Below are 24,754 nucleotides of genomic sequence, written 5' to 3' on the forward strand. Positions count from 1 at the left end.
GAGCGGCGGCCTCCAGCGCATCGGCCAGGCGGCGCAGGGCGCGAGGGTTCTCACAGCCCAACGGCGCCCCGGTGACGTCCTGAACATAGAAAACGTCCAGGGCTTGGCCCTGACGGGAGGTAAAGACCCGGGCGCCGACCACGTTGCCGCCCAGCGACGAGATGGCGAGCGCCAGGTCGGCGAACAGGCCGCGACGGTCCTTGGCGGCGATGACGATCTCGGCGGCGTTCTGGCCGGGACGCACCCGGCCCTCGGCGGCGGCCCCGCCCTGGATGGCGGCGCGCCGGGCCAGGGCGGCGTGCTCCACAAGATCCTCGATCGGAAAGGCGCTGAAATAGGCGTTTTCCATGGCCACGGCCCAGCCCATCGCGGCGGGGTCGGTTTCGATCAACGCGGCGCGGGCGGTCTCGGCGACGCCCTCCTGGTGGCGTTGGACATTGGCGGCGGCCTCGCTGCCGCGCCCGCCCCGGAACACCGCCTCGGTGGCGTTGTAGAGCTCACGCAGAAGCTGACCCTTCCAGCCGTTCCACACGCCCGGCCCCACCGCGCGGATGTCGGCGACGGTGATGACCAGGAGCAAACGCAGGCGCTCGGGATTTTCGACGATCCGGGCGAAGGCCGCGACGGTGCCGGGGTCGGAGACGTCGCGCTTCTGGGCGAAGTCGCTCATCACCAGATGGTTCTCGACCAGCCAGGCGACCAGCTCGACCTTGCTGCGCTCGACGCCCAGGCGCTCGCAGGCGCTGCGGGCGCTGCGAGCCCCGGCCTTCTCCTGGCCGCCCACCCCGCCCTTGCCGGTGTCGTGCAGCAGCATGGCCAGGAACAGGGCCTCGCGATCCTCGATCAAGGGCATGATCGACACGGCCAACGGATGGTCCTCGGCGAGACGGCCGGCGGCGATGTCGCCAATGATGCCAACGGCCCGCAGGGTGTGCTCGTCCACCGTGTACGAGTGGTACATGTTGAACTGCATCTGGGCCACGACGCGGCCGAATTCGGGGATGAAGCGGCCTAGGACGCCCGCGTCGTTCATCAGGGTCAGGGTGCGATAGCTGCGCTTTCCCCTGGCCAGGAGGTCCAAGAACGCCTTGGTCGCTCGCGGGTCGCGGCGAACCTTCGAGGTGATCAGCGACAGCTGCCGGGTCACCGCCGTGAAGGCGTCGGGGTGCAGATCCAGATCGCGCTCGTCGGCGATCTTGAACAGGCGGATCAGGTTGACCGGATCGGCCTCGAAGATCTCCGGTCCGTCGATGTTCAGACGCCCGTTGTCCTCATAGAAGCCCTGGACTTCCAGCGCCTTGCGCTTGGGTCGCCCGCCGGGAAGGAAGCGTGAGATGCCCTTGGGCTCGTTCTTGAAGTGCTCGGCCTCCAGCTTGGCCGAGAAGGCGCGGGTCAGGGCCCCGACCTCCTTGGCGATCAGGAAGTAGCGGCGCATGAAGCGCTCGACCGCCGGCGCGTCGCCCCGGTCGCCATAGCCCATGCGGCGAGCGATCTCGGGCTGCAGGTCGAAGGTCAGGCGCTCCTCGGGCCGACCTGTCGTGAAATGCAGATGGGCGCGCACGGCGTGCAGGAAATCGAAGGCCCGGATGAAGGCCTTGGTCTCACGGCCGGAGAACACCTCCAGCTTGAAGACGTCCTCGGGCCGGTCGACGGGGTGCAGGTACTCGGCGATCCACATCAGGGTATGGAGGTCGCGCAGCCCGCCCTTGCCTTCCTTGACATTCGGCTCGACCATGTAGCGGCTGGTTCCGGCCCGGGCCTGGCGGTCGTCGCGCTCCTTCAGCTTGGCGGCGACGAACTGGGCGCCCGTGCCCTTCATCACCTCGTCGCGGAAGCGCTTCTTCAGCTCCTCGGCCAGGCGCTCGTCGCCGGTCAGGCGGCGCGCCTCGAGGATCGAGGTGCGGATCGTGAAATCTTCCTTCGACAGCCGCACGCACTCCTCGATGGTGCGCGACGCGTGGCCGACCTTGAAGCCCAGGTCCCACAGCGCATAGAGCATGAACTCGATCACGCTCTCGGCGTGCGGCGTCTGCTTGTAGGGCCGCAGAAACAGCAGATCGATGTCGCTGAACGGCGCCAGGGTGCCGCGGCCATAGCCGCCGACGGCCAGCAGGCACAGGCGCTCGCCCTCGGTGGGATTGCGCGCCCGGAAGACGTGCACCGTGGTGAAATCATAGAGCGCGGTGATTACCTCGTCGGTGACGCCGCTGATCAGGCGGGCGGTCTCGACGCCGCTCGCCCCGTTCTCCAGCCGCTCCTTGGCGATCATCCGGCCGCGAAACAGCGCCTGCTTCAGAATGTCGATGGCGCGCGACCGCTGCTCGGCCTCGTTGCCGATCGAGTCGAGGGCGGCGGCCGACAGGCGCGCCCGAAGGGCGAGACCGTCGACGACGTGTTCCAGGCGGGTGGGGCGGAGGCGACGCGGCATGACGGTTATAGGACTTACCACAGCGTGACAGCCAAAAGTGGGCCGTTTTGGCGACCATCACACGGCCACTAAAGACTCTAGGTCTTGAGCAGACCCTTAAGACGATAGAGCGCTTCCAAGGCCTCGCGCGGGCTCATGCCGTCAATGTCGAGGTCCGACAACGTCTCCTCGACGGCGCTGGGCGCCGCTTTGGCGGGCGCCCCCATGGCGGTTGTGGCCACCGCCTGACTCGCGGCGAACAGCGGCAGGTCGTCCAGCTTGGCCGGCGACTGGTCCTTGCTCTCCAGGCGATCCAGCACCTCGCGGGCCCGGGCCACGACCGGCAGGGGCACCCCCGCCAGCTTGGCGACCTGCACGCCATAGGAGCGGTCGGCGGGTCCGGGCGCCGCCTCATGCAGGAAGACGAGGTCGCCGTTCCACTCCTTGGCCCGCAGGGAGAGGTTGGAGACAAAGCTCATCCGCTCCTCAAGCGTCGCCAGCTCGTGATAGTGCGTGGCGAAGAGGGCGCGGCTCCGGTTGACGTCGTGCAGGGCCTCGGCGCAGGCCCACGCGATCGCGAGGCCGTCATAGGTGGCGGTGCCCCGGCCGATCTCGTCGAGGATCACCAGCGAGCGCGGCCCGGCCTGGGTCAGGATGGCGGCGGTCTCGACCATTTCCATCATGAAGGTCGAACGGCCGCGCGCCAGATCATCGCCAGCGCCGACGCGGCTGAACAGGCGATCGACGACGCCCAGCCGGAAGCTGGCCGCCGGCACATAGCACCCGGATTGGGCCAGGATCGCCAGCAAGGCGTTCTGGCGCAGGAAGGTCGACTTACCGGCCATGTTCGGCCCGGTGACGATCGACAGACGCGGCCCGCTCTCGCCCGAGGCGTCGAGACAGCAGTCGTTGGGCGTGTAGGGATCCCCGGCGCGCTTGACGGCCGCTTCCACCACCGGGTGGCGGGCAGCCTTGGCGTCGAAGGCGTAGGACGTATCGACAATCGGCCGCACCGCGCCGGCGTCCTCGGCCCATTCGGCCAGAGCGGAAGCCACGTCCAGGCGAGCCAAAGCCTCGGCGGCGATCTGGATGGCGTCGGCCAACATTCGGGCCTGCTCGCGCCAGTCCTCGAAAGCGGCGACCTCCATGGCCAGGGCCCGCTCGGCCGCCTGGGCGATGCGGGCGTCCAGGTCGGCGAGCTCCACCGTGGTGAAGCGGACCTGGTTGGCCAGGGTCTGGCGGTGGATGAAGGTCGCGTTGAGCGGCGGCTGGAACAACGGGTCGGCCTTGCCGGCCGTCGCCTCGACGAAATAGCCGAGCACGCCGTTGTGGCGGATCTTCAGCGGCACGCCGCTCTCGGCCATCAGTTGGGCTTCCATGGCCACGATCACCTTGCGGCTGTCGTCGCGCAGACTTCGGGCCTGGTCGAGCTCGGGCCGGACCCCCGCCGCCACGAAGCCGCCGTCGCGGGCCAGGGCCGGCAGATCCGCGCCCAAGCCCTGTTCCAGGGTGTTCAGGAACCGCGACAAACCCTCGTGCAGCGAGGGGGTCAGGGCTTTGAGCGCGTGCTCGACCTCGAACGGCGGCGGCGACAGGGGATCGGGCGATCCGCCGGCCATGCCGGCCAGACGCTCGCCGACCTTCAGCGTGTCGCGGATACAGCCAAGATCACGCGGGCCGCCCCGACCCAGGGCCAGACGCGACAGGGCCCGGGCCATGTCACCGGCGCCCTTGAGCACTTCGCGCAGGCGCTGGCGGAGCTGGCGGTGCTCCACGAACCATTCCACGGCGTCCAGGCGCTGGTCGATGGCGGCGACGTCCAGCAACGGCCGGGCCAGGCGCGAGGCCAGCATCCGCGCCCCGCCGGCGGTCACGGTGCGGTCGATGGCCGCCAGCAGCGAGCCGTTGCGGTCGCCGGTCTGGGTGCGGTCGATCTCGAGGCTGCCGCGCGTGGCCGGATCGATGGCCATGACGTCGGCGTCGGCCGCTCGCCGGGGCGCGCGAAGCGCCGGCAGCTTGCCGGCCTGGGTCATTTCCAGATGGGCGGCGATCAGGCCCAGAGCGCCGATCTCGGCCGGCGTCAGGCCGCCGAAGCCGTCCAGCGTCTCGACGCCATAGAGGCGCTTGACGCGGGTCTCGGAGGCTTGCGGCTCGGACAGGGCCGAGGGCATCGGCTGCACCAGGCCGCCACAGATCTTCAGCGTCTGGGAGAGGCTGTCGTCGGACAGCAGGCGGTCGGCGATCAGGGTCTCGGACGGCGCCAGGGCCGCCAGGATCGGCGCCACGGCCTCCTTGGCCAGGGCGAAGACCTCGACCTCGCCAGTGGACAGCTCGACGGACGCCACGGCCGCCTGCCCGGCGCGCAAGGCCACGGCGGCCAGACGGTTGGCGCCCCGCGCGTCCAGCAGACCGTCCTCGGTCAGGGTGCCCGGCGTGACCACGCGGACGATGTCGCGGCGGACGACGGACTTGGAGCCGCGCTTCTTGGCTTCGGCCGGGTCTTCCATCTGCTCGCAGACGGCGACCTTGAAGCCCAGGCGGATCAGCTTGGACAGGTAAGCCTCGGCCGCGTGCTGCGGCACGCCCGCCATCGGGATCGGCTGGCCGTTGTGCGTACCCCGGAACGTCTGGCTGATCCCCAACGCGGCGGCGGCCTTGTAGGCGTCGTCGAAGAACAGCTCGTAGAAGTCGCCCATGCGGAAGAAGATCAACGCATCGGGCTGCCGCGCCTTCATCTCGAAGAACTGAGCCATCACCGGCGTCGCGCCGGTGGGATCGATCTCGGAAGCGGCTGTGGGCGAGGCGTGGGCGTTCATCGCCCCGGAAACTACAGAGCGTCGCGGATGGCGTTAAGGGGTTTGGGGCCGGTTATCCACATGGGTAGCAAATTGCATTTTTTGCACATTGCTCCGAGGCGGTGGCTTAAGAACAGAGCGCTGTCACTTCAAACCTTTGCCCGTGTTCTTGATCGCCTTCTGAAGTCTACGTCCCACTTTCTTGATATCTTCGGCAGCAGGAAGCGCTTCTGGCATCTGCCCACCGATGTCCTTGATTGTTTGTCGAACCTTAGCCCCAACCTCAAAATGTGCGCGATTAGCCGCCAATCGGCCCTTTATGCCTTCGCGACGTAGCTTCTCTTCGGTTTGCGTAGCACGAAAGAGGTTTGCCGCGAGCTCAGTGCTGCCCATGTGGTCGAGGATAGCTTGCTTGGCTGCCAGGCTCTTTCGTCGACGAATACCCGCGACATCCAGCCCGCCATATAGACCTTTGTATCCCTCGGTCTGAAAGATCGCGAACTCCACGCCCTCACGCACACCAGCGTTCTTCGCCGCACTCGCGAGATGCTTGTTATGGGTTTTGATTTCATCACGGAGAAGAACACGCCGCTCGTCCTCAGACAGCGGAAGATACTCTTGAGCTTCTTGGTCCGCGATCTCCTGACGGCGCGTCTGGATCGCGAAATAGGTCTGAGCAAAAGCGATTGGTCGTTTTCGACCGTCACCATTCTGGGCGACCAAGTAGCAAGCGTAGCGGCTAAGTACGATATCATCGATCTCCCGCTCAGCGCCCTTGCCGATCGTGATCATCTTCCCGACGTCGGCAAAATGATCGGCGCACTGATGCCCGGCCTGTTCACAGGCCTCCTTCGCCTTAACGATGACAGCGAGGAAGTTATCCCACTTGGCATATCCAAGCAGGATCTGAAGGTCGCGACCGAACCAGTATTCGTTACCGCCGTCGTCGAGCTGTGCGGCAGCTTCAAACGCCGCCATTAACCCTTCGATCGTCTCTTCCGATCGTCTAAGCGGAATCGGCTCCGGAGGCGCGTGAGGACGATCCTGGGAAAATTTCTGAAGCGCCTCGTCAAACGCCAAATTGGCGATCTTACGGGCATGCTCGGGCTCATCAGACATCAGGGAGGCACCTTTAGCGAATAGGTACCCGGCTCTAGAGCCAGATCGGAACAATTATAGAACGATTCCGAAATTCTGCTAGAGCGCCAGCGCTTAGTTCCCCGTAACCTCTTCCCAGAACCTCTTCGCCTTGCCGACGAAGTTGGCCGACTTGGGGTTCTGCTTCTCGCCGCAAAGACCGGCCAGCTCGCGCATCAGTTCCTTCTGGCGCGCCGACAGGTGGGTCGGGGTCTCGACGAACAGTTCGACCACCAGGTCGCCGCGCTGGCGGCTGCGCAGGGACGGCATCCCCTTGCCCTTCAGGCGGACGGTCTTGCCGGTCTGAGCGCCTTCCGGAACCTGGACCGAGATCTTGCACTCGCCGTCGCAAGCCTCGCCGCCCAGCAGGCAGGGGGCCTCGATCTCGCCGCCCAGGGCGGCCGTGGTCATCGGCACCGGCACGGTGCAAAGCAGGTCGAGGCCGTCGCGCTCGAACAGCTCGTGCGGGGTCACCGATAGGAAGATGTAGAGGTCGCCGCGCGGACCGCCGCGGGCGCCGGCGTCGCCCTCGCCCGCCAGGCGGATCCGAGCGCCGTCGTCGACGCCGGCCGGGATGCGCACCGATAGGGTGCGCTCGCGCCGCACCTGGCCGTGGCCGTGGCAGTTGCCGCAGGGGTCCAGGATCATGCGGCCCGAGCCGCCGCAGCGGGGGCAGGTGCGCTCGACCGCGAAGAAGCCTTGCGTGGCCCGGACGCGGCCCGCGCCGCCGCACGTGCCGCAGACCGTGGGATTGGTGCCCGGCTTGGCGCCGGAGCCCTCGCAGACCTCGCAGGTCATGGCGGCGGGCACCTGGATCTCGACCTCGGCGCCCGCATAGGCCTGCTCGAGGGAGATCTCCAGATCATAGCGCAGATCCTGGCCGCGCTGGGGTCCGTTCGACTGCCGGCGACCACCGCCGAACATCTCGCCGAACACGTCGCCAAAGACGTCATTGAAGATGTCGCTGGCGTCGAAACCCTGGCCGCCGAATCCGCCTTGGCCGCCCTGGCCATTGACCCCGGCATGGCCGAAGCGGTCATAGGCCGCGCGCTTCTGCGGATCGGAGAGGACGCTGTAGGCCTCGTTGATTTCCTTGAACCGGCCGGCGGCGTTTTCGCACCCCCCGTTGCGGTCGGGGTGGTGTTCCATCGCCAGCTTGCGGAACGCGGACTTCAGACCAGCTTCGTCGATGGTCCGGGTCACGCCGAGAATTTCGTAATAGTCGCGCATCGTCAGCGTCTGGCGCCCAAAAGGCCCACGAAAGTGGCGTTGATAGGGGAAGAGGTGGGATAGCGCTCGGCCCGGCGCAAGGCGTCTTCGGGCGTCGAGACAAGAGGTCGCGGCCGCGGAACAAGGCTATCGCGAATGTTCCGCGGCGCGCGCATGGCGGCTTAGTGCGCCGGCTTGTCGTTGTGGTCGACTTCCTCGAACTCGGCGTCGACGACGCCATCGTCCGCGGCGTGGGCTTCACCGCCCTCGGCCGAGCCTTGCTGGGCCGCGTACATCGCTTCGCCCAGCTTCATCGAGGCCTGGATCAGGGCTTGGGTCTTGGCCTGGATGGCCTCGACGTCCTCGCCTTCCAGCGCCGACTTCAGGTCGGCGATCCCGGTCTCGATCGCGGTCTTCTCGGCCGCGCCGACCTTGTCGCCGTGCTCGGCCAGGGCCTTCTCGGTCGAGTGCAGGATCGCCTCGCCTTGGTTCTTGGCCTCGACCACCTTTTTCTTCTGCTCGTCCTGAGCCTTGTTGGCCTCGGCTTCCTTGACCATCCGCTCGATGTCCGCGTCCGAAAGGCCGCCGTTGGCCTGAATGCGGATCGAGTGCTCCTTGTTGGTCGCCTTGTCCTTGGCGTGGACCTGGACAATGCCGTTGGCGTCGATGTCGAAGGTAACCTCGATCTGCGGCACGCCGCGCGGAGCCGGCGGAATGCCGACCAGGTCGAACTGACCCAGGATCTTGTTGTCGGCGGCCATCGGGCGTTCGCCCTGGAACACGCGGATCGTCACGGCCGACTGATTGTCGTCGGCGGTCGAGAAGGTCTGCGAGCGCTTGGTCGGGATCGTCGTGTTGCGTTCGATCAGCGGGGTGAACACGCCGCCCAGGGTCTCGATGCCCAGGGTCAGCGGGGTCACGTCCAGCAGCAGCACGTCCTTGACGTCGCCTTGCAGCACGCCGGCCTGAACGGCCGCGCCCAGCGCCACGACTTCATCGGGGTTCACGCCCTTGTGGGGCTCGCGACCGAAGAAGTCCTGAACGGCTTGCTGGACCTTGGGCATGCGCGTCATGCCGCCGACCAGAACGACCTCGTCGATGTCGCTCTTCTTCAGGCCGGCGTCCTTCAGGGCCTGCTCGCACGGACCGATGGTCTTGGCGATCAGGTCGTCCACCAAGGCTTCCAGCTTGGCGCGCGACAGCTTGATGTTCAGGTGCAGCGGACCCGAGGCGTTCATGCTGATGAACGGCAGGTTCACTTCGTACTGAGCGGTCGAGGACAGCTCCTTCTTGGCCTTTTCGGCCTCTTCCTTCAGGCGCTGCAGGGCCAGCTTGTCCTTGCGCAGGTCGACGCCCTGCTCCTTCTTGAACTCGTCGGCCAGGTAGTCGACGATCCGAAGGTCGAAGTCTTCACCGCCCAGGAAGGTGTCGCCGTTGGTCGACTTCACCTCGAAGACGCCGTCGCCGATTTCCAGGATCGACACGTCGAAGGTGCCGCCGCCCAGGTCGTAGACGGCGATCTTCTTGTTGTTGTCCTTGTCCAGGCCATAGGCCAGGGCCGCGGCGGTCGGCTCGTTGATGATCCGCAGGACTTCCAGGCCGGCGATCTTGCCGGCGTCCTTGGTCGCCTGACGCTGGGCGTCGTTGAAGTAGGCCGGAACCGTGATGACCGCCTTGGTCACCGGCTCGCCCAGGTGGGCTTCGGCGGCTTCCTTCATCTTCTGCAGAATGAAGGCCGAAACTTCCTGCGGGCTGTAGTCCTTGCCGTGGGCCTTGACCCAGGCGTCGCCGGTCGGGCCCTTGACGATCTCGTAGGGCACCATGCCCTTGTCCTTCTCGACCACCGGATCGTTGGCGTTGCGGCCGATCAGGCGCTTGATCGCAAACAGGGTGTTGGTCGGGTTGGTCACGGCCTGGCGCTTGGCGGGCTGACCGATCAGGCGCTCGCCGTCTTCCAGGAAGGCCACGACCGACGGCGTGGTCCGAGCGCCCTCGGCGTTCTCGATCACCTTGGGGTTCTTGCCGTCCATGATGGCGACGCACGAGTTCGTGGTGCCAAGGTCGATGCCGATAATCTTGCTCATCTTCGTACCTGTCGCTCCTTTAGGCGGACGGCGGTGACAAGGGCCTTCTCGGAAGCGCCCCGGTTTTTCTCGCTCCGTCCCCAGTGGGGTTCGTACTCTAGTGGTTGATCCAAATCCTGTTCGCCCGGCGAAAACCGAGCGGGCAGAATGCGTTGTTCGAAGTTGACGAACCCGTCAACCCCGCTTCGCAGCGGATATGGGGGATAGCCGCGACGGTGCAAGGCCATAACCCCTCACGGCGAGGGGGAATCTGGGCCGGCGGCGACGAAAAAAGGCCGCGCCTCGCGGGCGCGGCCTTTGATATCGCGGGAAGATCCCCGAACGGCTTAGGATCAGCCGTTCTTGGCCACCCAGGCGGTGATCGCCGGCAGACGCTGCTGGCGAATCTTGGCGCGGTTCAGCACCCCGGCCGCGGCCTTCTCGGCCTCCTTGCGCGAGCCCTCGGCCAGGTTGGCCGCGGCGTAGGCCTTGATCTTGTCGGCCATGGCGGGGTTCGACGAGCTGGCGCCCAGACCCGGGATGAACCGGGTGCGGGAGCTGGAGTCGACCTTCTCGTTGACGGCGTCCTTGTGGGCCACGGCCCAGTCGAACGTCATGTCCGGGTGGTTGCGCGCCACGCCCGAGATCATCGAGCTGGACAGGGTTTCGCCCGGCTCCGGCGTCAGGGCCAGGTCCAGCGCCTTCTGGGCCAGGGTCTCGTCCTCGGCCGAGGCCAACAGCGAGTAGAGCTGGTTGCGGATCAGCGGGGTCTTCTCGGCCTGGGCCTGGGCGCGGATCGCGTCCCAGGTCGCGGCGTCGGCGTGCTTGGCCACCACGGAGGTGATGGTCCGGCGCAGCGGTCCGGGCAGGGCCGACGGATCGGTCTTGGAAGCGTTGAAGCGTCGGGTGGCCTCGGCGACCACGTCCGGATCGCCCAGCCCGCCCAGCACGCCGATCAGGTCGTTACGCAGGATGGCGATATTGTCGGCCTCGCCGGGCTTGGCGGTCCAGCCGACCTTGGCCAGCAGCGGCCGCAGGCGGGCGATGGCGAACTTGCGGAACGCCGCCCGCTCGGCCGGCTGACCTTCATAGTAGCCGTCGATCCCCAGGAAGGTGCCCGCCATCCGCGACAGCACCAGCGGATCGGCGTCCGCCGGGACCATCTTGCTGATGTCGAGGAAGTCGGTGGCGGGCTGGTAGCCGGCCAGGCCCATCGCCCACGAGTCGGTCATCAAGCCCAGTTGGTCGATCGCCGGCAGCTTGGCGAAGTTGGCGGCGATCTTCCCGAAACGCTCGGGACCATATTGGGTGCGGAAATAGCCGGCCTGGCCGGCATTGACCACGACCGGGCCACAGCCCGCCACCGTGACCGAGCCCTTGCCGCCGACGACAAGCGTCTTGGCCTCGCCGCCGCCCAGGGCCTTGACCGTCACCGGCACGCGCCAGGCCAGCGGCTTCTTGTCCTGATGATCGCGGCTGAATTCGCCTTGCGTGAAGGTCAGGGTCGTCTTGCCCGCCGCGCAGGTCTCGCCCGTCACCGTGATCAGCGGCACGCCCGGCTGCAGGGTGAAGTCGTGGGCGATGGCCTTGATCGGCTTCTTGGCCGAGGCCTCGACGGCGCTCCAAAGGTCGTCGCTGACCGTGTTGCCGTGATTGTGCTTCTTCATGTAGGCGCGCACGCCGTCGCGCCAGGCGTCATGACCCACATAGCTTTCCAGCATGCGGATGACCGCCTCGCCCTTCTGGTAGGTGATGGTGTCGAACGCCTGGCTCGCCTGCTCGACCGTCGCGACGTGCTGGACCACCGGGTGGGTGGTGGCCAGGCTGTCGACGCTCATCGCCGCCTCGCGGCCGCCGACGGCCTCCAGGGCGCCGTTCCATTCGGGGTGGAAGTGTTCGGTCGCCCGACCCTCCATCCACGAGGCGAAGCCCTCGTTCAGCCAAAGGTCGTCCCACCAGGCCATGGTGACCAGGTCGCCGAACCATTGGTGAGCCATTTCGTGGGCCACGGTGGTGAAGACGTTCTGCTTGTCGGTCTCGGTCGAGATCTTCGGATCCAGCAGCAGGGCGTATTCAAAGTAGAAGATCGCGCCCCAGTTCTCCATGGCGCTGAAGAACTGGCTGCGGCCGGGGGCGGCGATGTTGTCCAGCACCGGCAGCGGATAGGGCGTGCCGAAATAGTCGTTGTACCAAGGCAGGATCTCGGCGGCCGACTTCAGCGCGAACTGGGCCTTGGGGATGTCGCCCTTCTTGGTGACCACGCCGACATCGGCGCCCCCGGCCTTGACCGAGGCGCGGTCGAAGTCGCCGAGACCGAAGAACAGCAGGTAGGTCGACATCTTCGGCGAGGTCGCGAACTTGACCACCGTCTTGCCGTTGCCCAGGTCCTTGGACGAGGCGATCGGCATGTTGTTCAGGGCCATCTGGCCGGTGGGGATCGTCGCCTCGACGCTATAGGTGGCCTTGTAGAACGGCTCGTCCCAAGAAGGAATGAAGCGACGGGCGTCCGAGTTCTCGAACTGGGTGTAGATCGCCCGCTTCTTGCCGGCCTCGGTCTCGTAATCGAGGGCGAACAGGCCGGCGGCCTGCTTGTAGATCTTGCCCGCGTAATCGATCGCCAGGACGTATTTGCCCTTGGCCAGCGGCTTGTCGAACGTGAAGCTGGCGGTCTGGGCGTCGGCGTCGACCTTCACCTTCGCCTGGCCCACGCCGGCGATGGACACCTTGTCGAACGTCAGGTCGGCGGCTTGCAGGGTGACGGTGGCGGTCGGCTCGACCACCTCGATCGCGATCTTCACCTGAGCCGTGAAGGTTAGCTTGTCGAGGTCGGGCGTAAAGGCCAGATCATAGTGCGACGGGCGGACGTTGCGCGGCAGCTGGCTCGTCACCGAGGCGAAGGTGGCGCCTGGCGTACCGGCGGCGGCCGCGCTCGCGACGGGCTTGGCCTTCGCGGCGGCGGCTTTCGCGGCCGGGGCGGCGGAAACGCTCCCGGCGGCGAACAACATCACGGCGACGGCCGCGGAAGACATGAGACGACGCATGTTCGGTCCTAATGTGGAAAATTCGTCCGGCCCCCTCAGCCGGACGCGCAAACCAACACCGTCTGACAAAATGTCGCGCGTTAAATTTCAGTAATGTTTCGATCGCTTGAGATAACGCCCGGTTTCGACCTGTGGCCCGGCCTGCTGGACCTCGCCGCGCAACGGGATCTGGTCGAGACCGTCATGGCGGCGGCGGAGAGCGCGCCGTTCGCCCAGTATGAAACGGCTTATGGCAAGGCGATGAGCGTGGCCATGACCGCCTTCGGCCCGCTGGGCTGGACCAGCGACGGCGCCGGCTACCGCTATGCCGACCGCCATCCCGGAACCGGCGGGGTCTGGCCGGACATGCCCCGGGCGCTACTCGATCTCTGGGCGAAGCTGGGCGATACGGAGACGCCCCCGGACTCATGCCTGATCAATCTCTATCGCGACGACGCGCGCATGGGCTTGCACCAGGACCGCGACGAGGCCGATCCGCGCTTTCCGGTGCTGTCGATCTCGCTGGGCGACACGGCGGTGTTCCGGATCGGCGGGACCCGCCGCAAGGACCCGACACGCTCCCTACGCCTGTCCTCGGGAGACGTCTGCCGGCTGTCGGGTCCGGCGCGGCTGGCCTTCCACGGCGTGGACCGCATCCTGCCGGGTTCGTCGAGCCTGGTCCCCGGCGGCGGCCGGATCAATCTGACGCTTCGTCGGGCGCGGCGCGTGGCCTGACGCCATCGCCCCTTGAGCCATAAAAGGAAAAAGGCCGCCCCTTCGGGAGCGGCCATTTCCGTTCGAACCCTTTGAAAACCTGGACCCGGCTCAACCCCGCAGCTTGCGCGTCAGGGTCTCCAGGTCTTGGCTCAGCGCGCTGTCCTCGGCGCGTAGGGCTTCGATGCGGCGCACGGCGTGCAGCACCGTGGTGTGGTCGCGGCCCCCGAAGCGGCGGCCGATGTCCGGCAGCGAACGCGTGGTCAGTTGCTTGGCCAACCACATGGCGGCTTGGCGCGGGCGGGCCACGGCGCGGTTACGGCGCTCGCTGAGCAGGTCAGCCTGCTTCATGCCGTAGTGCTCGGCGGTCGCCTTCTGGATGTCGTCGATGGTGATGCGCTTCTCGCCCGAACGCAGGTGCGGGCGCAGGATGGCCTGGACCTCGTCCAGGGTCAGGCGCGACAGGCCCTCGCCCGCGCGGGCCGAAAGGGTGTTGAGCGCGCCTTCCAGCTCGCGGACGCTGTCGGTGAAGCGGTCGGCCAGGAACTGCATCGCCTCGGGACGCATGGTCGGCTCGAAGCCTTGCGCGGCCGAAAGGGTCTGGATCTTCCGCTCCAGAATGCCCAGGCGCAGGTTTCGGTCGGCCGGCTCCAGGCCGCAGACCAGACCCGCCGACAGGTGCGAGCGCAGGTGGGCGTCCATCTCGGTCATGGCCGACGGCGGGCGGTCGGCCGAGAAAACCACGCGGCCGCCTTCGCCCACCAGGGCGGTCAGGGTGTGGAACAGCTCTTCCTGGGTCGACTGCTTGCCGGCCACGAAATGCACGTCGTCGATGATCAGCAGGTCGGCGGCGCGCAGCTCTTCCTTGAAGGCCGCCGTCTGACGATCCATCACGGCGCGCACGAAGGTCGACAGGAAGCGCTCGGCGGTCAGATAGACCACGCGCTTTTCCGGCGCGTTGCGCATGGCTTCCCAGGCCAGGGCGTTCAGCAGGTGGGTTTTGCCGAAGCCGTAGGGGCCATGGAACAGCACGGGGTTGAAGTGACCGTCGGCCCAGTTGGCGATCCGGCGGGCCACGGCGTGGGCGAACTCGTTGGCCGGGCCGGGCACGAAGGTCTCGAAGGTGAAGCGCTCTTGCAGGCCCTGGGTGCGCGGGGACTTGGCGCCGGTCGGGGCCAGCGCGGGGGCGTCGCTGGAAACGGGCAGGACGATCTCGATGGGCTCCGGAGTCGGCGCGGCCTTGGGCGCGGCCTCGACATAGGCGCCCGCCGCCCCTTCCCGAGAGGCCTCGAACTCGAGACGCGACTTCAGGTCGATACGGCGACCCATGGCGTCGTTGGCGGCCCACAGCTCGCCGATCCGGCGCCAGGCGCTGCGACGGATCCAGTCGCGAGCGATGCCCGTGGGGGTCACGACGACGACATCACCGGTCGCGGCCTCGCGCAACGCCGCGGGCGCGATCCACGACCCGAAAGCCGCGTCGCCCAGCTCGCGTTTCAAAGCCACGCAAACCTTCGACCATACGCCCGGCGCCGGCTCGCAAGCCGTCGCGATCGTCGCCGAGAAGTCCTGACTGGCCACCCCGCCCTTCATCGTCATTCGTCCACCGCCTCGTACAAAAAAGAACCGCCGCATACACATCAGCCGCCGCCCCCCATGGCGCTCGGCCGGTTTCCTCAACGCACACAGGTTCTTACCCGGCGAACACGATCGGTCCGCCGCCGCCTTGTTTTTTCCAAGACTGGAGAAGCGTTGAGACGCTTAAACTAGCCAGCGGCCCCCGCCGGTCAAACGGAAAACTTGCGTCCGATCGCGGATATTTCTGTTGACTCGCGAGCGCCCCTCGCCCCGCAAGGGAATAGCGCCGCCGACTACTCAGATCACAGATTGCAACGACAGCGCTAAGACCTTTGATCCAAAGCAAAAGCCGGTCGAGCGCGCCCGACCGGCTTTTTTAAATACTTGAAAAGGTTGGACGAACAGCGTTCGTCCAAAATCTGGACTAGGCGGCGGCCTTATCCAGCTTCTTCAGGCGCGCCGCCAGACGGGACACTTTGCGCGAGCCCGTATTGGGGTGAACCACGCCCTTCGAGACCGCGCGCATCAGCTCCGATTGAGCTTCCACGAAAGCGGCCTTGGCGACGGCGACGTCGCCCTTGGCGATGGCGTCTTCGAACTTGCGCAGGAACGTGCGCACGCGCGAACGGCGAGCGGTGTTGACTTCGGTGCGACGAGCGATCTTGCGGATCGCTTTCTTGGCGCCGGGATTATTGGCCATGCGGTAGGACCTTCAAACGGACAGCCCGCGGGCGGCCGCGAAGCAGTTGAAATCGAGCGCGCGGATATACGGGAAGCGCCGGCCGGGGTCAACGGTCCACAGGCAGGAATCCGATGGTCCGGACGAAGCAAACGATTCCGCTTCCATTACGTCCCCGTGAACGTCGGCTTCCGCTTCTCGACGAAAGCCGCCATGCCCTCCTTCTGGTCGTCGAACGCGAACAGCGAGTGGAACAGGCGACGCTCCAGGGCCACGCCGGTCGTCAGGGTCGTCTCGTAGGCGGCCTGCACCAGCTCCTTGTTCATCGCCACGGCCAGCGGCGACTGGGCCGCGATCTTCGCGGCGATCGCGAGAACCTCGTCGATCAGACTGTCGGCCGGGAAGACGCGGGACACGAGGCCCGAGCGCTCAGCCTCGTCGGCGGCCATCATCCGGCCGGTCAGGATCATGTCCATGGCCTTGGACTTGCCCACGAAGCGGGTCAGGCGCTGGGTGCCGCCGATGCCGGGCGCGACGCCGAGATTGATCTCGGGCTGGCCGAACTTGGCGCTATCGGCCGCTATGATCATGTCGCACATCATCGCCAGCTCGCAGCCGCCGCCCAGGGCGTAGCCGGCGACGGCGGCGATGATCGGCTTGCGGCACTGCTCGATCGCCCGCGCCCCGGCGGTGAAGAAGTCGGCCTTGAACATCTGGGCGTAGGTCTTGTCCGACATCTCCTTGATGTCGGCGCCGGCCGCGAAGGCCTTGGCCGAGCCCGTTAGGACGATGCAGCCCACCTGGTCGTCGGCTTCAGCCGCCGCCAGGGCCTCGGCGAGCTCGGCCAGCAGGGCGGTATTGAGCGCGTTCAAGGCCTCGGGCCGGTTCAGGCGGATCAGGGCGACGCCTGGCGCGCGCTCGGGGGCTTCGACGATCAGGGTCTGGTACGCGGCCATCACGGGGTCTCCTGCTTGGAGAGTCCGTTATAAAGACACCGTCGCGCTTGGGGAGCCTCCCCTTACGTTCCGGCCGAGCTTTCAGACCTGGCACACCGGACAGAAGAACGTCGAGCGACCGGCCTGGACCTCCCGGGCGATGACCCCCTTGCAGCCCGTCGTCGGGCAGGGCTCGCCCTCGCGGTCATAGACACGGAAGCGATGCTGGAAATAGCCCAGGGCCCCGTCGGCGGCGGCGAAGTCCTTCAAGGTCGAGCCGCCGACCTCCACCGCCTCGGCCAGGACATCCTTGATCGCCGTGGTCAGGGGCGAGAGACGCGTTGGCGCGATCTCGCCCGAGGGCTTGAACGGCGAGACGCGCGCGCGGTGCAGGGCCTCGCACACATAGATATTGCCAAGGCCCGCGACGGTGCGCTGATCCAGAAGCAAGGTCTTGGGCCCTTGCTTGCGGCCCGCGAAGGCCTTTTCCAGCACACCGGCGTCGAAATCCGCGCTCAGCGGCTCGGGGCCCATGGCCGCGAACCAGGCGTGGCGCGCCAGCTGATCGGTCGGAACAAGGTCCATGAAGCCGAACCGGCGGGGATCGTAATAGGTGACCACGGCGCCGGCTTCGGTCTCGAAGACGATATGGGCGTGCTTGTCGTCCGGCGAAACGGGATGGGCGAAGTCCCCCGGGCGCCGGACGCCCTCCGGCGCCGCGATCTCGAACCGCCCGGTCATGCCCAGGTGCATCACCAAGGTGTCGCCCCGGTCGAGCGGCGCCAGCAGGTACTTGGCGCGGCGATCAAGGCGCAGGATCCTCGCGCCCGTCAGGCGCTGGACGAAACCCTCCGGCAAGGGAAAGCGGAGATCGGGCCGATTGGCGCGGACACGGACCAGGCGCGCGTCGGCGAGAACCGGCTCCAGGCCTCGGCGAACGGTCTCGACTTCGGGCAATTCGGGCAAGGATCATTCCTTAAGGCGATGACGCGACGCTTGGCGCGGGCTAAGAGCGGACGTTCATATAGAGAGCACGGCCCAATAACGTCATGAGCAACGCCTCCGCCAGCTTCGGTTTCAAGGACGTCGACGCCTCGCTGAAGGCGGGCCTGGTGCGCGGGGTCTTCGACCGCGTCGCCAAGAACTACGACATCATGAACGATCTGATGAGCGGCGGGGTGCATCGCCTGTGGAAGGACGCGGTCGCCGCGCGCCTGAACCCGCAGCCCGGCGAGATCATCATCGACTGCGCGGGCGGCACCGGCGACATGGCCCGTCGCTTCGCCAAGATGGCCCGAAGCGCCCAGGAGCGGCGCGGCGGTCCCGACGCGACGATCAATATCATCGACTACAACGCCGAAATGATCATGGCCGGCATCGAGCGCGGCGGCGAGCCGGAGATCACCTGGACCGTCGGCGACGCCCAGCGCCTGCCGCTGCCGGACAATTACGCCAACGCCTATGTGATCTCGTTCGGCATCCGAAACGTCACCGACATCGACGCGGCCCTGCGCGAGGCGCGTCGGGTGCTCAAGCCCGGCGGTCGCTTCCTGTGCCTGGAATTCTCGCGCCCAGTGACCGAGGCCCTCGCCAAGGCCTATGACGCCTACAGCTTCAAGGTCATCCCGCAGGTCGGCGAGTGGGTCGCCAAGGACCGCGACGCCTATCAGTACCTGGTCGAAAGCATTCGCCGCTTCCCCGATCAGCGGACCTTCGCCGGCATGATCGAAAACGCCGGCTTCAAGCGGGTCAGCTACACCAACTTCACCGGCGGCGTCGCCGCCCTGCACCAGGGCTGGGCGCTCTGATTTGCTTATGGTCTTTTTTCTTCCCGATCTCCCCGGCGAACGCCGGGGCCAAGATCGTAGGGCTGGGCGACGCCAGGATTGCTCCGCGCCCCGGCTGGATCTGGGTCCCGGCATTCGCCGGGAAGGTCGGCTGAAAGAGAGGCGCGTAAAGTGACCCGCCTCTCCGCATTTTTCCGCCTGACCAGCGCGGGCTGGGCCTTGGTCCGAGCCGACGCCCTGATCCCGCGAGAGGTCGAGCCGCTGCTGCCGCCGTCAGCGCGCTGGGCTGGACGGTTCCTGCGCCTATTCAGGGGCTCGGCCGCCAAGCGCGGCCGGCCGGGTCAGCGCCTGGCCGCCGTGCTGGAAAAGCAGGGTCCGGCGGCGATCAAGCTGGGCCAGTTCCTGTCGACCCGGGCCGACATCTTCGGCGCCGCCTTCGCCGACGACCTGGCCCACCTGAAGGACCGCCTGGCGCCGTTCCCCCTGGCGGTCGCCAAGGCCGAGATCGCCCGTAACCTCGGCAAGCCTCTGGGCGAGATCTATGCCGAGATCGGCGAGCCGGTCGCCGCCGCCTCCCTGGCCCAGGCTCATCCGGCCACGCTGATCGACGGTCGCAAGGTCGCCGTGAAGGTGCTGCGTCCCGGCGTCGAGCGTCAGGTGCAGCGGGACAGCGCTGTTCTGCGCCTGGCCGCGCGCCTGGCCGAAACGCTGGCGCCGGCCTCGCGCCGCCTCAAGCCGACCCAGTTCGTCGAGGTGGTGATCCGGGCGCTCGACCTGGAAATGGACCTGCGCTTCGAGGCCGCCGGCTGCGCCGAGCTGGGCGAGGCCATGGCCTTCGACCCCTATATGCGCGCGCCCAGCGTCATCTGGGAGGGCGTCGGCAAGCGCGTCCTGACCCTGACCTGGGCCGAGGGCGTCCCCCTGTCCGACCCCGGCGCCCTGGAGCTGCCGGGCCTGGACCGCAAGGCCCTGGCGGAGAACGTCACGCGCGGCTTCCTGGCCCAGGCCCTGGACCACGGCCTGTTCCACGCCGACCTGCACGAGGGCAATCTGTTCGTCGCCGCGCCCAGCGCGATCACGGCCGTCGACTACGGCATCATCGGTCGCCTCGGTCCGGGCGAACGCCGCTACCTGGCCGAAATCCTGTACGGCTTCCTGAACCGCGACTACGCGCGGATCGCCAAGATCCATTTCGACGCCGGCTATGTCCCGGCCCACCAGGACATGGACGCCTTCGCCCAGGCCCTGCGCGCCGTCGGCGAACCGGTCTTCGGCCGCGACGCCCGCGAGGTGTCGATGGGCCGCCTGCTGGCCCAGCTGTTCGAGATCACCGCCCTGTTCGACATGGCCCTGCGGCCCGAGCTGGTGCTGCTGCAGAAGACCATGGTTACGGTCGAGGGCGTGGCCCGCCGCATCGACCCCGCCCACGACCTGTGGGCCGCCGCCGACCCGGTGGTGCGCCGCTGGATCGGCCGCGAGCTGTCCCCCGCCGCCAAGGTCCGCGACTTCGCCGACGAAGCCCTTCGCGCCCTCAAGGCCCTGGCCCGCCTGGCCGAAACGCCGCCGTCTCAGCCCCCGGCCGGCGCCGAGCGCCCGCGCGCCTGGCCGCTGCTATGGTTCCTGACCGGCGCCGCCACGGCGGGCGCGGCCTTCGCGGCGGGGATACTGCTGGCGCGGTGACACCCATCGCCAGCTACAAACTTCCCGACTTTAAACGACGGAAAACACCGACGCCAACGCCGGAAGCGGCTGCGGCGATCGTCAACTCGGGGCGGTTAACCGACGTTGGCGCCAAGCATCAATTCGACCTGTGCTGGCGTGGAGCCGATCAGTCGAGCGATCTCATCGACCGCTATCGTCGGACGTTCTTTACGAAGGTCCTGGGCAGTCATAATCAAGCTTGCGGCTAGCGGATCGAAGAACATGCATGGCTTGCTGAGAGCATGCCCTACCGTGAGCACTCGCTCGTAGGTGCTGAATTCCTCCGGCCAATCCCCGCTCGCTACGATCTGACCAGCCTCGGGGACGCTTAGCCGCTTGAGAAAGTAGTCATCGAAGATGCGCTCCTCCTGAGCGACAAGCCAGTTCTGGCCGCAGGAGCTGCAGCTTGAGAGGTAGAGCCACCATTGCGGGCCGCCGTGCTCTAGGACGGGTTTGACCGTCGCAAACACTCTGACGTCCAGGTCGTCTCCGCCCATCGGCACCGCAGCCAAATCCGCGAGAGCGATGCATTCACACTTAGCTTCGGCCTCATGGTTCATGTTGGCTGGATAGCACGGGACAGTTGCAAGCGTCAGCAACGGGTCGCTAACGCCCTCCAGTTCAGCGCCGACAAGCGGACCGCTACGCAGCCCGCCCCTCCTCGCACCTACGGCCCACAATGGGGTTCCCGCCGTGAGATCGGGAACAGCGGCGCGAAGACCCCCTACCCCTCCGCCTCGTCCCGCTTCTTGGCCGCGGAGGCGCGCTTGTTCTCGCGGTCCTTCTGCTCGTCCCAGTACGAGGCGCCCTCGTCGGGCTTGAACATCGTGCGCGGCGCGCCGTCGCGAGAGACCACCGCGAAGACATTTCCCTTGGGATCGTAGATCAGCAGGTCGCCATTGGCCCGCTTCAGGGTCTGGGCGCCCTTGGGCGGGTCGCTGACGAAGGCGTGCACCTTGGCGACATAGTCGTCGGTCGATTTGGCGCCGAAGGTCGCACCGTTGCGTTCGAACGAGCGCTGGGCGTTCTCCTCGGCCGAGCGGGTGCGGTTGGCGGCCCAATAGGGCTTGCCCGCCACCAGCTTCACCGGCGCGTCGCGCGGATCGCTTCGACGGCTTCGTTCGCCGCCGCCAGTTTCCGTCGAGGCCGCGCCGCCGGGTTCGGAGCGCGTCTCGGCGCGGTCCCCGCCCTTGGGCGCCTTGACCGCCGAAGCCCCGCTGTCACAGCCCGCCAGCGTGGCCGCCGCCAGCATCGCCAAGCCGGCGAGCGCGAAATGTCGAACAACCTTCATGATCGTATCCGCCCGATAACTCTACCTGGACGTTTATTGAACGAAAGTGGAACGAGAGTCGAGTCCTTATCTTCAAGGCGGCTTTCCTCTGGCGTTGAGGCCCAAGCATGGGCATGTGCTGGACGGAACGAAACACGAGCCAGCGGAGCGCGACGTGAGCGGCAAGACCTCGAACGACAGGCGGGTTCTCCTGATCGTCGGCGGCGGCGTGGCGGCCTACAAGGCGCTGCCGCTGACCCGCCTGCTGCGCAAGGCCGGCGTCGGCGTGCGGCCGATCCTGACCAAGGCGGGCGCGGAGTTCGTGACGCCCCTGTCCCTGGCCGCGCTCGCCGAGGACAAGGTTTACCAGGAGCTCTTCTCGCTGACCGACGAGCACGAGATGGGCCATATCGAGCTGTCGCGCTCGGCCGACCTGATCGTCGTGGTCCCCGCGACGGCCGACCTGATCGCCAAGGCGGCCAACGGCCTGGCCGGCGACCTGGCCTCCACCACCCTGCTGGCCACCGACAAGCCGGTGCTGATGGCCCCGGCGATGAACGTGCGGATGTGGCTGCACCCGGCCACCCAGCGCAACATCGCGACCCTGAAGGCCGACGGCGTCGCCTTCGTCGGACCGGACGACGGCGCCATGGCCTGCGGCGAGTTCGGACCCGGCCGCCTGGCCGAGCCGGAAGAGATCTTCGCGGCGATCATCGCGCTGCTGGAAGGCCCCGCCGCGCGCCCACTGACCGGCAAACGCGCCCTGGTCACGGCGGGCCCGACCTTTGAGCCGATCGACCCTGTGCGCGGGATCACCAACCGCTCCAGCGGCAAGCAGGGCTTCGCGATCGCCGAGGCCCTGGCCAAGCTCGGCGCCGAGGTGACCCTGGTGGCCGGACCCGTCGCCCTGCCGACCCCCGCGGGCGTCAAGCGCGTGGACGTCGAGACCGCCCGCCAGATGCTGGCCGCCAGCCAGGCCGCCCTGCCCGCCGATGTCGGCGTCTTCGTGGCCGCCGTCGCCGACTGGCGCGTGGACGAGGCGTTCGGAACCAAGCTGAAGAAGGAAAAGGGCGGCCCGCCGGCCCTGACCTTCGTCGAGAACCCCGACATCCTGGCGACGCTGTCCGCCACGGGTCCGAACCGGCCCAAGCTGGTCGTCGGCTTCGCGGCCGAGACAGACCATGTCGAGGACCACGCCCGCGCCAAGCTGGCGCGCAAGGGCTGCGACTGGATCATCGCCAACGACGTCACCGAGCCCGGCGTGATGGGCGGGGGCGAGAACGCCGTTCTGTTGGTGACCAAGGACAATGTCGAGCGCTGGGACCGGGCGGCCAAGGATCAGGTGGCGGCGCGGATCGCCCAGCGGATCGCCGCCGCGCTCGCTTAAGGGGCCCTGCCCGAGGCCCGGCAAATCAGCTAAAGCCGGGCGGCTCTTCAGAAGGATCCGCCCGCATGTCCGCCATTCCCGCCGGCCTCGTCATCCGCTTCAAGCGCTGGGAAGGCAATGCCGACCTGCCGGTCCCGGCCTACGCCTCAAGCGGCGCGGCGGGCTTCGACCTGCGCGCGGCGGCGCCCGAGGGCGAGACCCTGGTTCTCAAGCCTGGCGCGCGGGCCATGGTCCCGACCGGCTTCTCGGTGGCGATCCCGGACGGTTACGAGATGCAGGTGCGCCCACGCTCGGGCCTGGCCTTCAAGAACGGCGTCACCGTGGTCAACGCGCCGGGCACCGTCGACAGCGACTATCGCGGCCAGGTCTGCGTGCTGCTGATCAATCTGGGCGAGGAGGACTTCGCCATCCGTCGGGGCGACCGCATCGCCCAGGGAATCATCGCGGCCGCGCCGCAATGGCCGCTGGTCGAGGTCGATGACCTGGACGCGACGGAGCGCGGCGCGGGCGGGTTCGGCTCGACGGGCGTTTAGAGGTTCGCCACTGGGCGGATCGCGTGGGGGACCAGCATAAGGTAACCCCCAAAGCCGGTGGCGAAGGCGGCGGCCGCCAGCCAAAGCACCGGACGGATGATGTCCATCGTCGACGCCGGCGCCTCGCCCAAGGACGGTTGAGCCTTCATCGGAACCTCCCGTGACCATGACGGAACCAGCGCGAACCAGCGCCTTAGGAGATACGCGCTCGCGGCCGTGGGGTTGCGGTCGGGAAGCGACCCCACTGTGTCGTGATTCCGACAGAAGAGGGAATTGCGACCCGCTGTCGCGGACCCGCGCCCTATCCGTGCAGCCAGAGACCCCCGCGGCCCAGGCATTGATTTATGGACGAACCCGTCCATTTATCCCTTGAAGCGCACGGCCGACGTCGATATCCGGCGCGTTGCCGCGCTTCGCGGAACAGGGGGTCGGATCATGGCGGCGTCAGACAGGAAGAAGCTGGTTCCGATGCTCGCGGGCGGCGTCGCGGTCATCGCCGTGGCCACGGGCGGAACCCTGTGGTTCCTCGACAAGCAGCACTACGAAAGCACCGACAACGCCTTCGTCGAGGCCGACACCGTCCAGGTCAGCCCCCAGGTCAGCGGTTACGTGGCCGAGGTTCTGGTCGCCGACAACCAGCGGGTCGAGCCCGGCCAGGTGTTGGCCAAGATTGATCCGTCGACCTTCCAGGCCCGTGTCGACCAGGCCATCGCCAACGCCGGCGCCGCCGACGCGGCCGTCCGCGCCATCGACGACAAGAGCAATTTGGAACAGGCGATGATCGCCCAGCGGGTCGCCGGCGTGACGAGCGCCCAGGCCGACGCCGGACGCGCAAAGGCAGATCTCGACCGCTACGACGCCCTGGCCCGGCAGGGCTGGGTTTCGCAGCAGAAGGTCCAGACCACGCGCGCGGCCGCGACCCAGTCCGCCGCCGGCGTCTCCAGCGCCCAGGCCGCGCTGGAGGCCGAAAAACGGGCCGCCCAGTCGCTTGGCTCGGCCAAGGCCCAGGCCGTGGCTCAGGCCGCCGCCGCCCATGCCGCCGTCGAGGCCGCCAAGCTCGATCTCGAGCGCACCGTGATCAAGGCTCCGGTCGCCGGGGTTGTCGGCGCGCGCTCGGTCCGCCCGGGCCAGCTGGTTCAGCCCGGCGTCGCGCTGATGTCGGTTGTGCCGCTGGGCCAGGCCTATGTCGTGGCCAACTTCAAGGAGACCCAGGTCGCCCGGATCCGCGTCGGCCAGCGCGTTGAGTTGAAGGCCGACGCCTTCGGCAAACAGAAGATCGTCGGCAAGGTCGACAGCTTCGCCCCGGCCACCGGCCAGGAGTTCGCGCTGATCCCGGTCGAGAACGCGGTCGGCAACTTTACCAAGATCACCCAGCGCCTGCCGGTCAAGATCGTCGTCGACCGCGGCCAGTTGGGCGCGGCGTTGCGCCCGGGGCTGTCGGTCGAGGTCAAGGTCGACGTCCGCGACCGCTCGGGCCCCTCGTTCGCCGAGGCCGGCCAGATCGCCCCGCGCGTCGCCCGCCAGGGCGTGGACCGCTAA

19 protein-coding genes are annotated in these 24,754 nt (G+C 67.5%); 6 read left to right on the top strand and 13 right to left on the bottom strand.

Features of this window, described 5'->3' with window-relative positions:
• The 6 genes from FCU40_RS03390 to FCU40_RS03415 all read right to left on the bottom strand — a co-directional run.
• Positions 1–2,428 (bottom strand): [protein-PII] uridylyltransferase (locus tag FCU40_RS03390; protein ID WP_168072922.1); only part of this gene is annotated, 2,428 nt, incomplete at its 3' end.
• Between the two features lie 77 nt (positions 2,429–2,505).
• Entirely contained in the window at positions 2,506–5,223 is a 2,718-nt protein-coding gene (gene mutS / locus FCU40_RS03395; RefSeq protein WP_168072924.1) for a DNA mismatch repair protein MutS, read from the bottom strand.
• 123 nt (positions 5,224–5,346) lie between these two features.
• On the bottom strand, positions 5,347–6,321 hold the full coding sequence (gene dinD / locus FCU40_RS03400; RefSeq protein ID WP_168072926.1) for a DNA damage-inducible protein D: 975 nt from the start codon (positions 6,319–6,321) through the stop codon (positions 5,347–5,349).
• A 93-nt stretch (positions 6,322–6,414) separates the two neighbouring features.
• On the bottom strand, positions 6,415–7,569 hold the full coding sequence (gene dnaJ / locus FCU40_RS03405) for a molecular chaperone DnaJ (protein ID WP_168072928.1): 1,155 nt from the start codon (positions 7,567–7,569) through the stop codon (positions 6,415–6,417).
• 161 nt (positions 7,570–7,730) lie between these two features.
• Positions 7,731–9,632: a molecular chaperone DnaK gene (gene dnaK, locus FCU40_RS03410; RefSeq protein ID WP_004617404.1), complete on the bottom strand. Its 1,902-nt coding sequence runs from the start codon at positions 9,630–9,632 to the stop codon at positions 7,731–7,733.
• A gap of 332 nt (positions 9,633–9,964) precedes the next feature.
• Positions 9,965–12,652, bottom strand: a complete 2,688-nt coding sequence (locus FCU40_RS03415) for a M1 family metallopeptidase (RefSeq protein WP_168072930.1) — start codon at positions 12,650–12,652, stop codon at positions 9,965–9,967.
• Positions 12,653–12,745: 93 nt separating this feature from the next.
• Between FCU40_RS03415 and FCU40_RS03420 the strand changes: the two genes are divergently transcribed.
• Positions 12,746–13,366 (top strand): alpha-ketoglutarate-dependent dioxygenase AlkB, encoded by a 621-nt coding sequence (locus tag FCU40_RS03420; protein ID WP_168072932.1) that lies wholly within the window; start codon positions 12,746–12,748, stop codon positions 13,364–13,366.
• A gap of 90 nt (positions 13,367–13,456) precedes the next feature.
• Here the strand turns inward: FCU40_RS03420 and dnaA are convergent, their stop codons facing one another.
• The 4 genes from dnaA to mutM all read right to left on the bottom strand — a co-directional run bounded on the left by dnaA (position 13,457) and on the right by mutM (position 17,503).
• Complete coding sequence (gene dnaA, locus FCU40_RS03425) at positions 13,457–14,944, bottom strand: chromosomal replication initiator protein DnaA (protein WP_004617407.1); 1,488 nt, start codon at positions 14,942–14,944, stop codon at positions 13,457–13,459.
• A gap of 403 nt (positions 14,945–15,347) precedes the next feature.
• Positions 15,348–15,623, bottom strand: a complete 276-nt coding sequence (gene rpsT, locus FCU40_RS03430; RefSeq protein ID WP_004617408.1) for a 30S ribosomal protein S20 — start codon at positions 15,621–15,623, stop codon at positions 15,348–15,350.
• 146 nt (positions 15,624–15,769) lie between these two features.
• A complete protein-coding gene (locus FCU40_RS03435) occupies positions 15,770–16,558 on the bottom strand; it encodes an enoyl-CoA hydratase (protein ID WP_168072934.1) in 789 nt (262 codons plus the stop codon).
• 81 nt (positions 16,559–16,639) lie between these two features.
• A complete protein-coding gene (gene mutM, locus FCU40_RS03440; RefSeq protein WP_168072936.1) occupies positions 16,640–17,503 on the bottom strand; it encodes a bifunctional DNA-formamidopyrimidine glycosylase/DNA-(apurinic or apyrimidinic site) lyase in 864 nt (287 codons plus the stop codon).
• An 83-nt stretch (positions 17,504–17,586) separates the two neighbouring features.
• Between mutM and FCU40_RS03445 the strand changes: the two genes are divergently transcribed.
• Both FCU40_RS03445 and ubiB read left to right on the top strand, forming a co-directional pair.
• Positions 17,587–18,345 carry a class I SAM-dependent methyltransferase gene (locus FCU40_RS03445; RefSeq protein ID WP_168072938.1) on the top strand — a complete coding sequence of 253 codons (759 nt, stop codon included), beginning with the start codon at positions 17,587–17,589 and terminating at the stop codon, positions 18,343–18,345.
• Between the two features lie 150 nt (positions 18,346–18,495).
• Entirely contained in the window at positions 18,496–20,004 is a 1,509-nt protein-coding gene (gene ubiB / locus FCU40_RS03450) for a 2-polyprenylphenol 6-hydroxylase (RefSeq protein ID WP_168072940.1), read from the top strand.
• Between the two features lie 95 nt (positions 20,005–20,099).
• Here ubiB and FCU40_RS03455 read toward each other — a convergent pair whose 3' ends face one another.
• Positions 20,100–20,624 carry a hypothetical protein gene (locus FCU40_RS03455; protein ID WP_168072942.1) on the bottom strand — a complete coding sequence of 175 codons (525 nt, stop codon included), beginning with the start codon at positions 20,622–20,624 and terminating at the stop codon, positions 20,100–20,102.
• A gap of 125 nt (positions 20,625–20,749) precedes the next feature.
• Positions 20,750–21,316 (bottom strand): hypothetical protein, encoded by a 567-nt coding sequence (locus tag FCU40_RS03460; RefSeq protein WP_168072943.1) that lies wholly within the window; start codon positions 21,314–21,316, stop codon positions 20,750–20,752.
• Between the two features lie 154 nt (positions 21,317–21,470).
• Here FCU40_RS03460 and coaBC point away from each other — a divergent pair, with 154 nt between their 5' ends.
• Positions 21,471–22,682, top strand: coding sequence for a bifunctional phosphopantothenoylcysteine decarboxylase/phosphopantothenate--cysteine ligase CoaBC (gene coaBC, locus FCU40_RS03465; protein ID WP_168072945.1), 1,212 nt, complete (start codon positions 21,471–21,473; stop codon positions 22,680–22,682).
• Between the two features lie 65 nt (positions 22,683–22,747).
• Complete coding sequence (gene dut, locus FCU40_RS03470) at positions 22,748–23,215, top strand: dUTP diphosphatase (protein WP_168072947.1); 468 nt, start codon at positions 22,748–22,750, stop codon at positions 23,213–23,215.
• On the opposite strand, the gene FCU40_RS03475 is transcribed toward dut, so the two are convergent.
• On the bottom strand, positions 23,212–23,364 hold the full coding sequence (locus FCU40_RS03475; protein ID WP_004617425.1) for a hypothetical protein: 153 nt from the start codon (positions 23,362–23,364) through the stop codon (positions 23,212–23,214). The genes dut and FCU40_RS03475 overlap by 4 nt on opposite strands.
• 286 nt (positions 23,365–23,650) lie before the next feature.
• Between FCU40_RS03475 and FCU40_RS03480 the strand changes: the two genes are divergently transcribed.
• Positions 23,651–24,754 (top strand): HlyD family secretion protein, encoded by a 1,104-nt coding sequence (locus FCU40_RS03480; RefSeq protein ID WP_168072949.1) that lies wholly within the window; start codon positions 23,651–23,653, stop codon positions 24,752–24,754.

Origin of the sequence: Caulobacter sp. SSI4214 (assembly GCF_012184455.1) — a bacterium.
In the GTDB taxonomy this organism is placed as follows: domain Bacteria; phylum Pseudomonadota; class Alphaproteobacteria; order Caulobacterales; family Caulobacteraceae; genus Caulobacter; species Caulobacter vibrioides_E.

What these genes read in the sequence shown, in the direction of transcription:
- mutS (WP_168072924.1), bottom strand. Translation starts at nt 5,223, where the DNA reads ATGAACGCCCACGCCTCGCCCACAGCCGCTTCCGAGATCGATCCCACC.
- dinD (WP_168072926.1), bottom strand. Translation starts at nt 6,321, where the DNA reads ATGTCTGATGAGCCCGAGCATGCCCGTAAGATCGCCAATTTGGCGTTT.
- dnaJ (WP_168072928.1), bottom strand. Translation starts at nt 7,569, where the DNA reads ATGCGCGACTATTACGAAATTCTCGGCGTGACCCGGACCATCGACGAA.
- dnaK (WP_004617404.1), bottom strand. Translation starts at nt 9,632, where the DNA reads ATGAGCAAGATTATCGGCATCGACCTTGGCACCACGAACTCGTGCGTC.
- FCU40_RS03415 (WP_168072930.1), bottom strand. Translation starts at nt 12,652, where the DNA reads ATGCGTCGTCTCATGTCTTCCGCGGCCGTCGCCGTGATGTTGTTCGCC.
- FCU40_RS03420 (WP_168072932.1), top strand. Translation starts at nt 12,746, where the DNA reads ATGTTTCGATCGCTTGAGATAACGCCCGGTTTCGACCTGTGGCCCGGC.
- dnaA (WP_004617407.1), bottom strand. Translation starts at nt 14,944, where the DNA reads ATGACGATGAAGGGCGGGGTGGCCAGTCAGGACTTCTCGGCGACGATC.
- rpsT (WP_004617408.1), bottom strand. Translation starts at nt 15,623, where the DNA reads ATGGCCAATAATCCCGGCGCCAAGAAAGCGATCCGCAAGATCGCTCGT.
- FCU40_RS03435 (WP_168072934.1), bottom strand. Translation starts at nt 16,558, where the DNA reads ATGGCCGCGTACCAGACCCTGATCGTCGAAGCCCCCGAGCGCGCGCCA.
- FCU40_RS03445 (WP_168072938.1), top strand. Translation starts at nt 17,587, where the DNA reads ATGAGCAACGCCTCCGCCAGCTTCGGTTTCAAGGACGTCGACGCCTCG.
- FCU40_RS03460 (WP_168072943.1), bottom strand. Translation starts at nt 21,316, where the DNA reads ATGAAGGTTGTTCGACATTTCGCGCTCGCCGGCTTGGCGATGCTGGCG.
- dut (WP_168072947.1), top strand. Translation starts at nt 22,748, where the DNA reads ATGTCCGCCATTCCCGCCGGCCTCGTCATCCGCTTCAAGCGCTGGGAA.
- FCU40_RS03475 (WP_004617425.1), bottom strand. Translation starts at nt 23,364, where the DNA reads ATGAAGGCTCAACCGTCCTTGGGCGAGGCGCCGGCGTCGACGATGGAC.
- FCU40_RS03480 (WP_168072949.1), top strand. Translation starts at nt 23,651, where the DNA reads ATGGCGGCGTCAGACAGGAAGAAGCTGGTTCCGATGCTCGCGGGCGGC.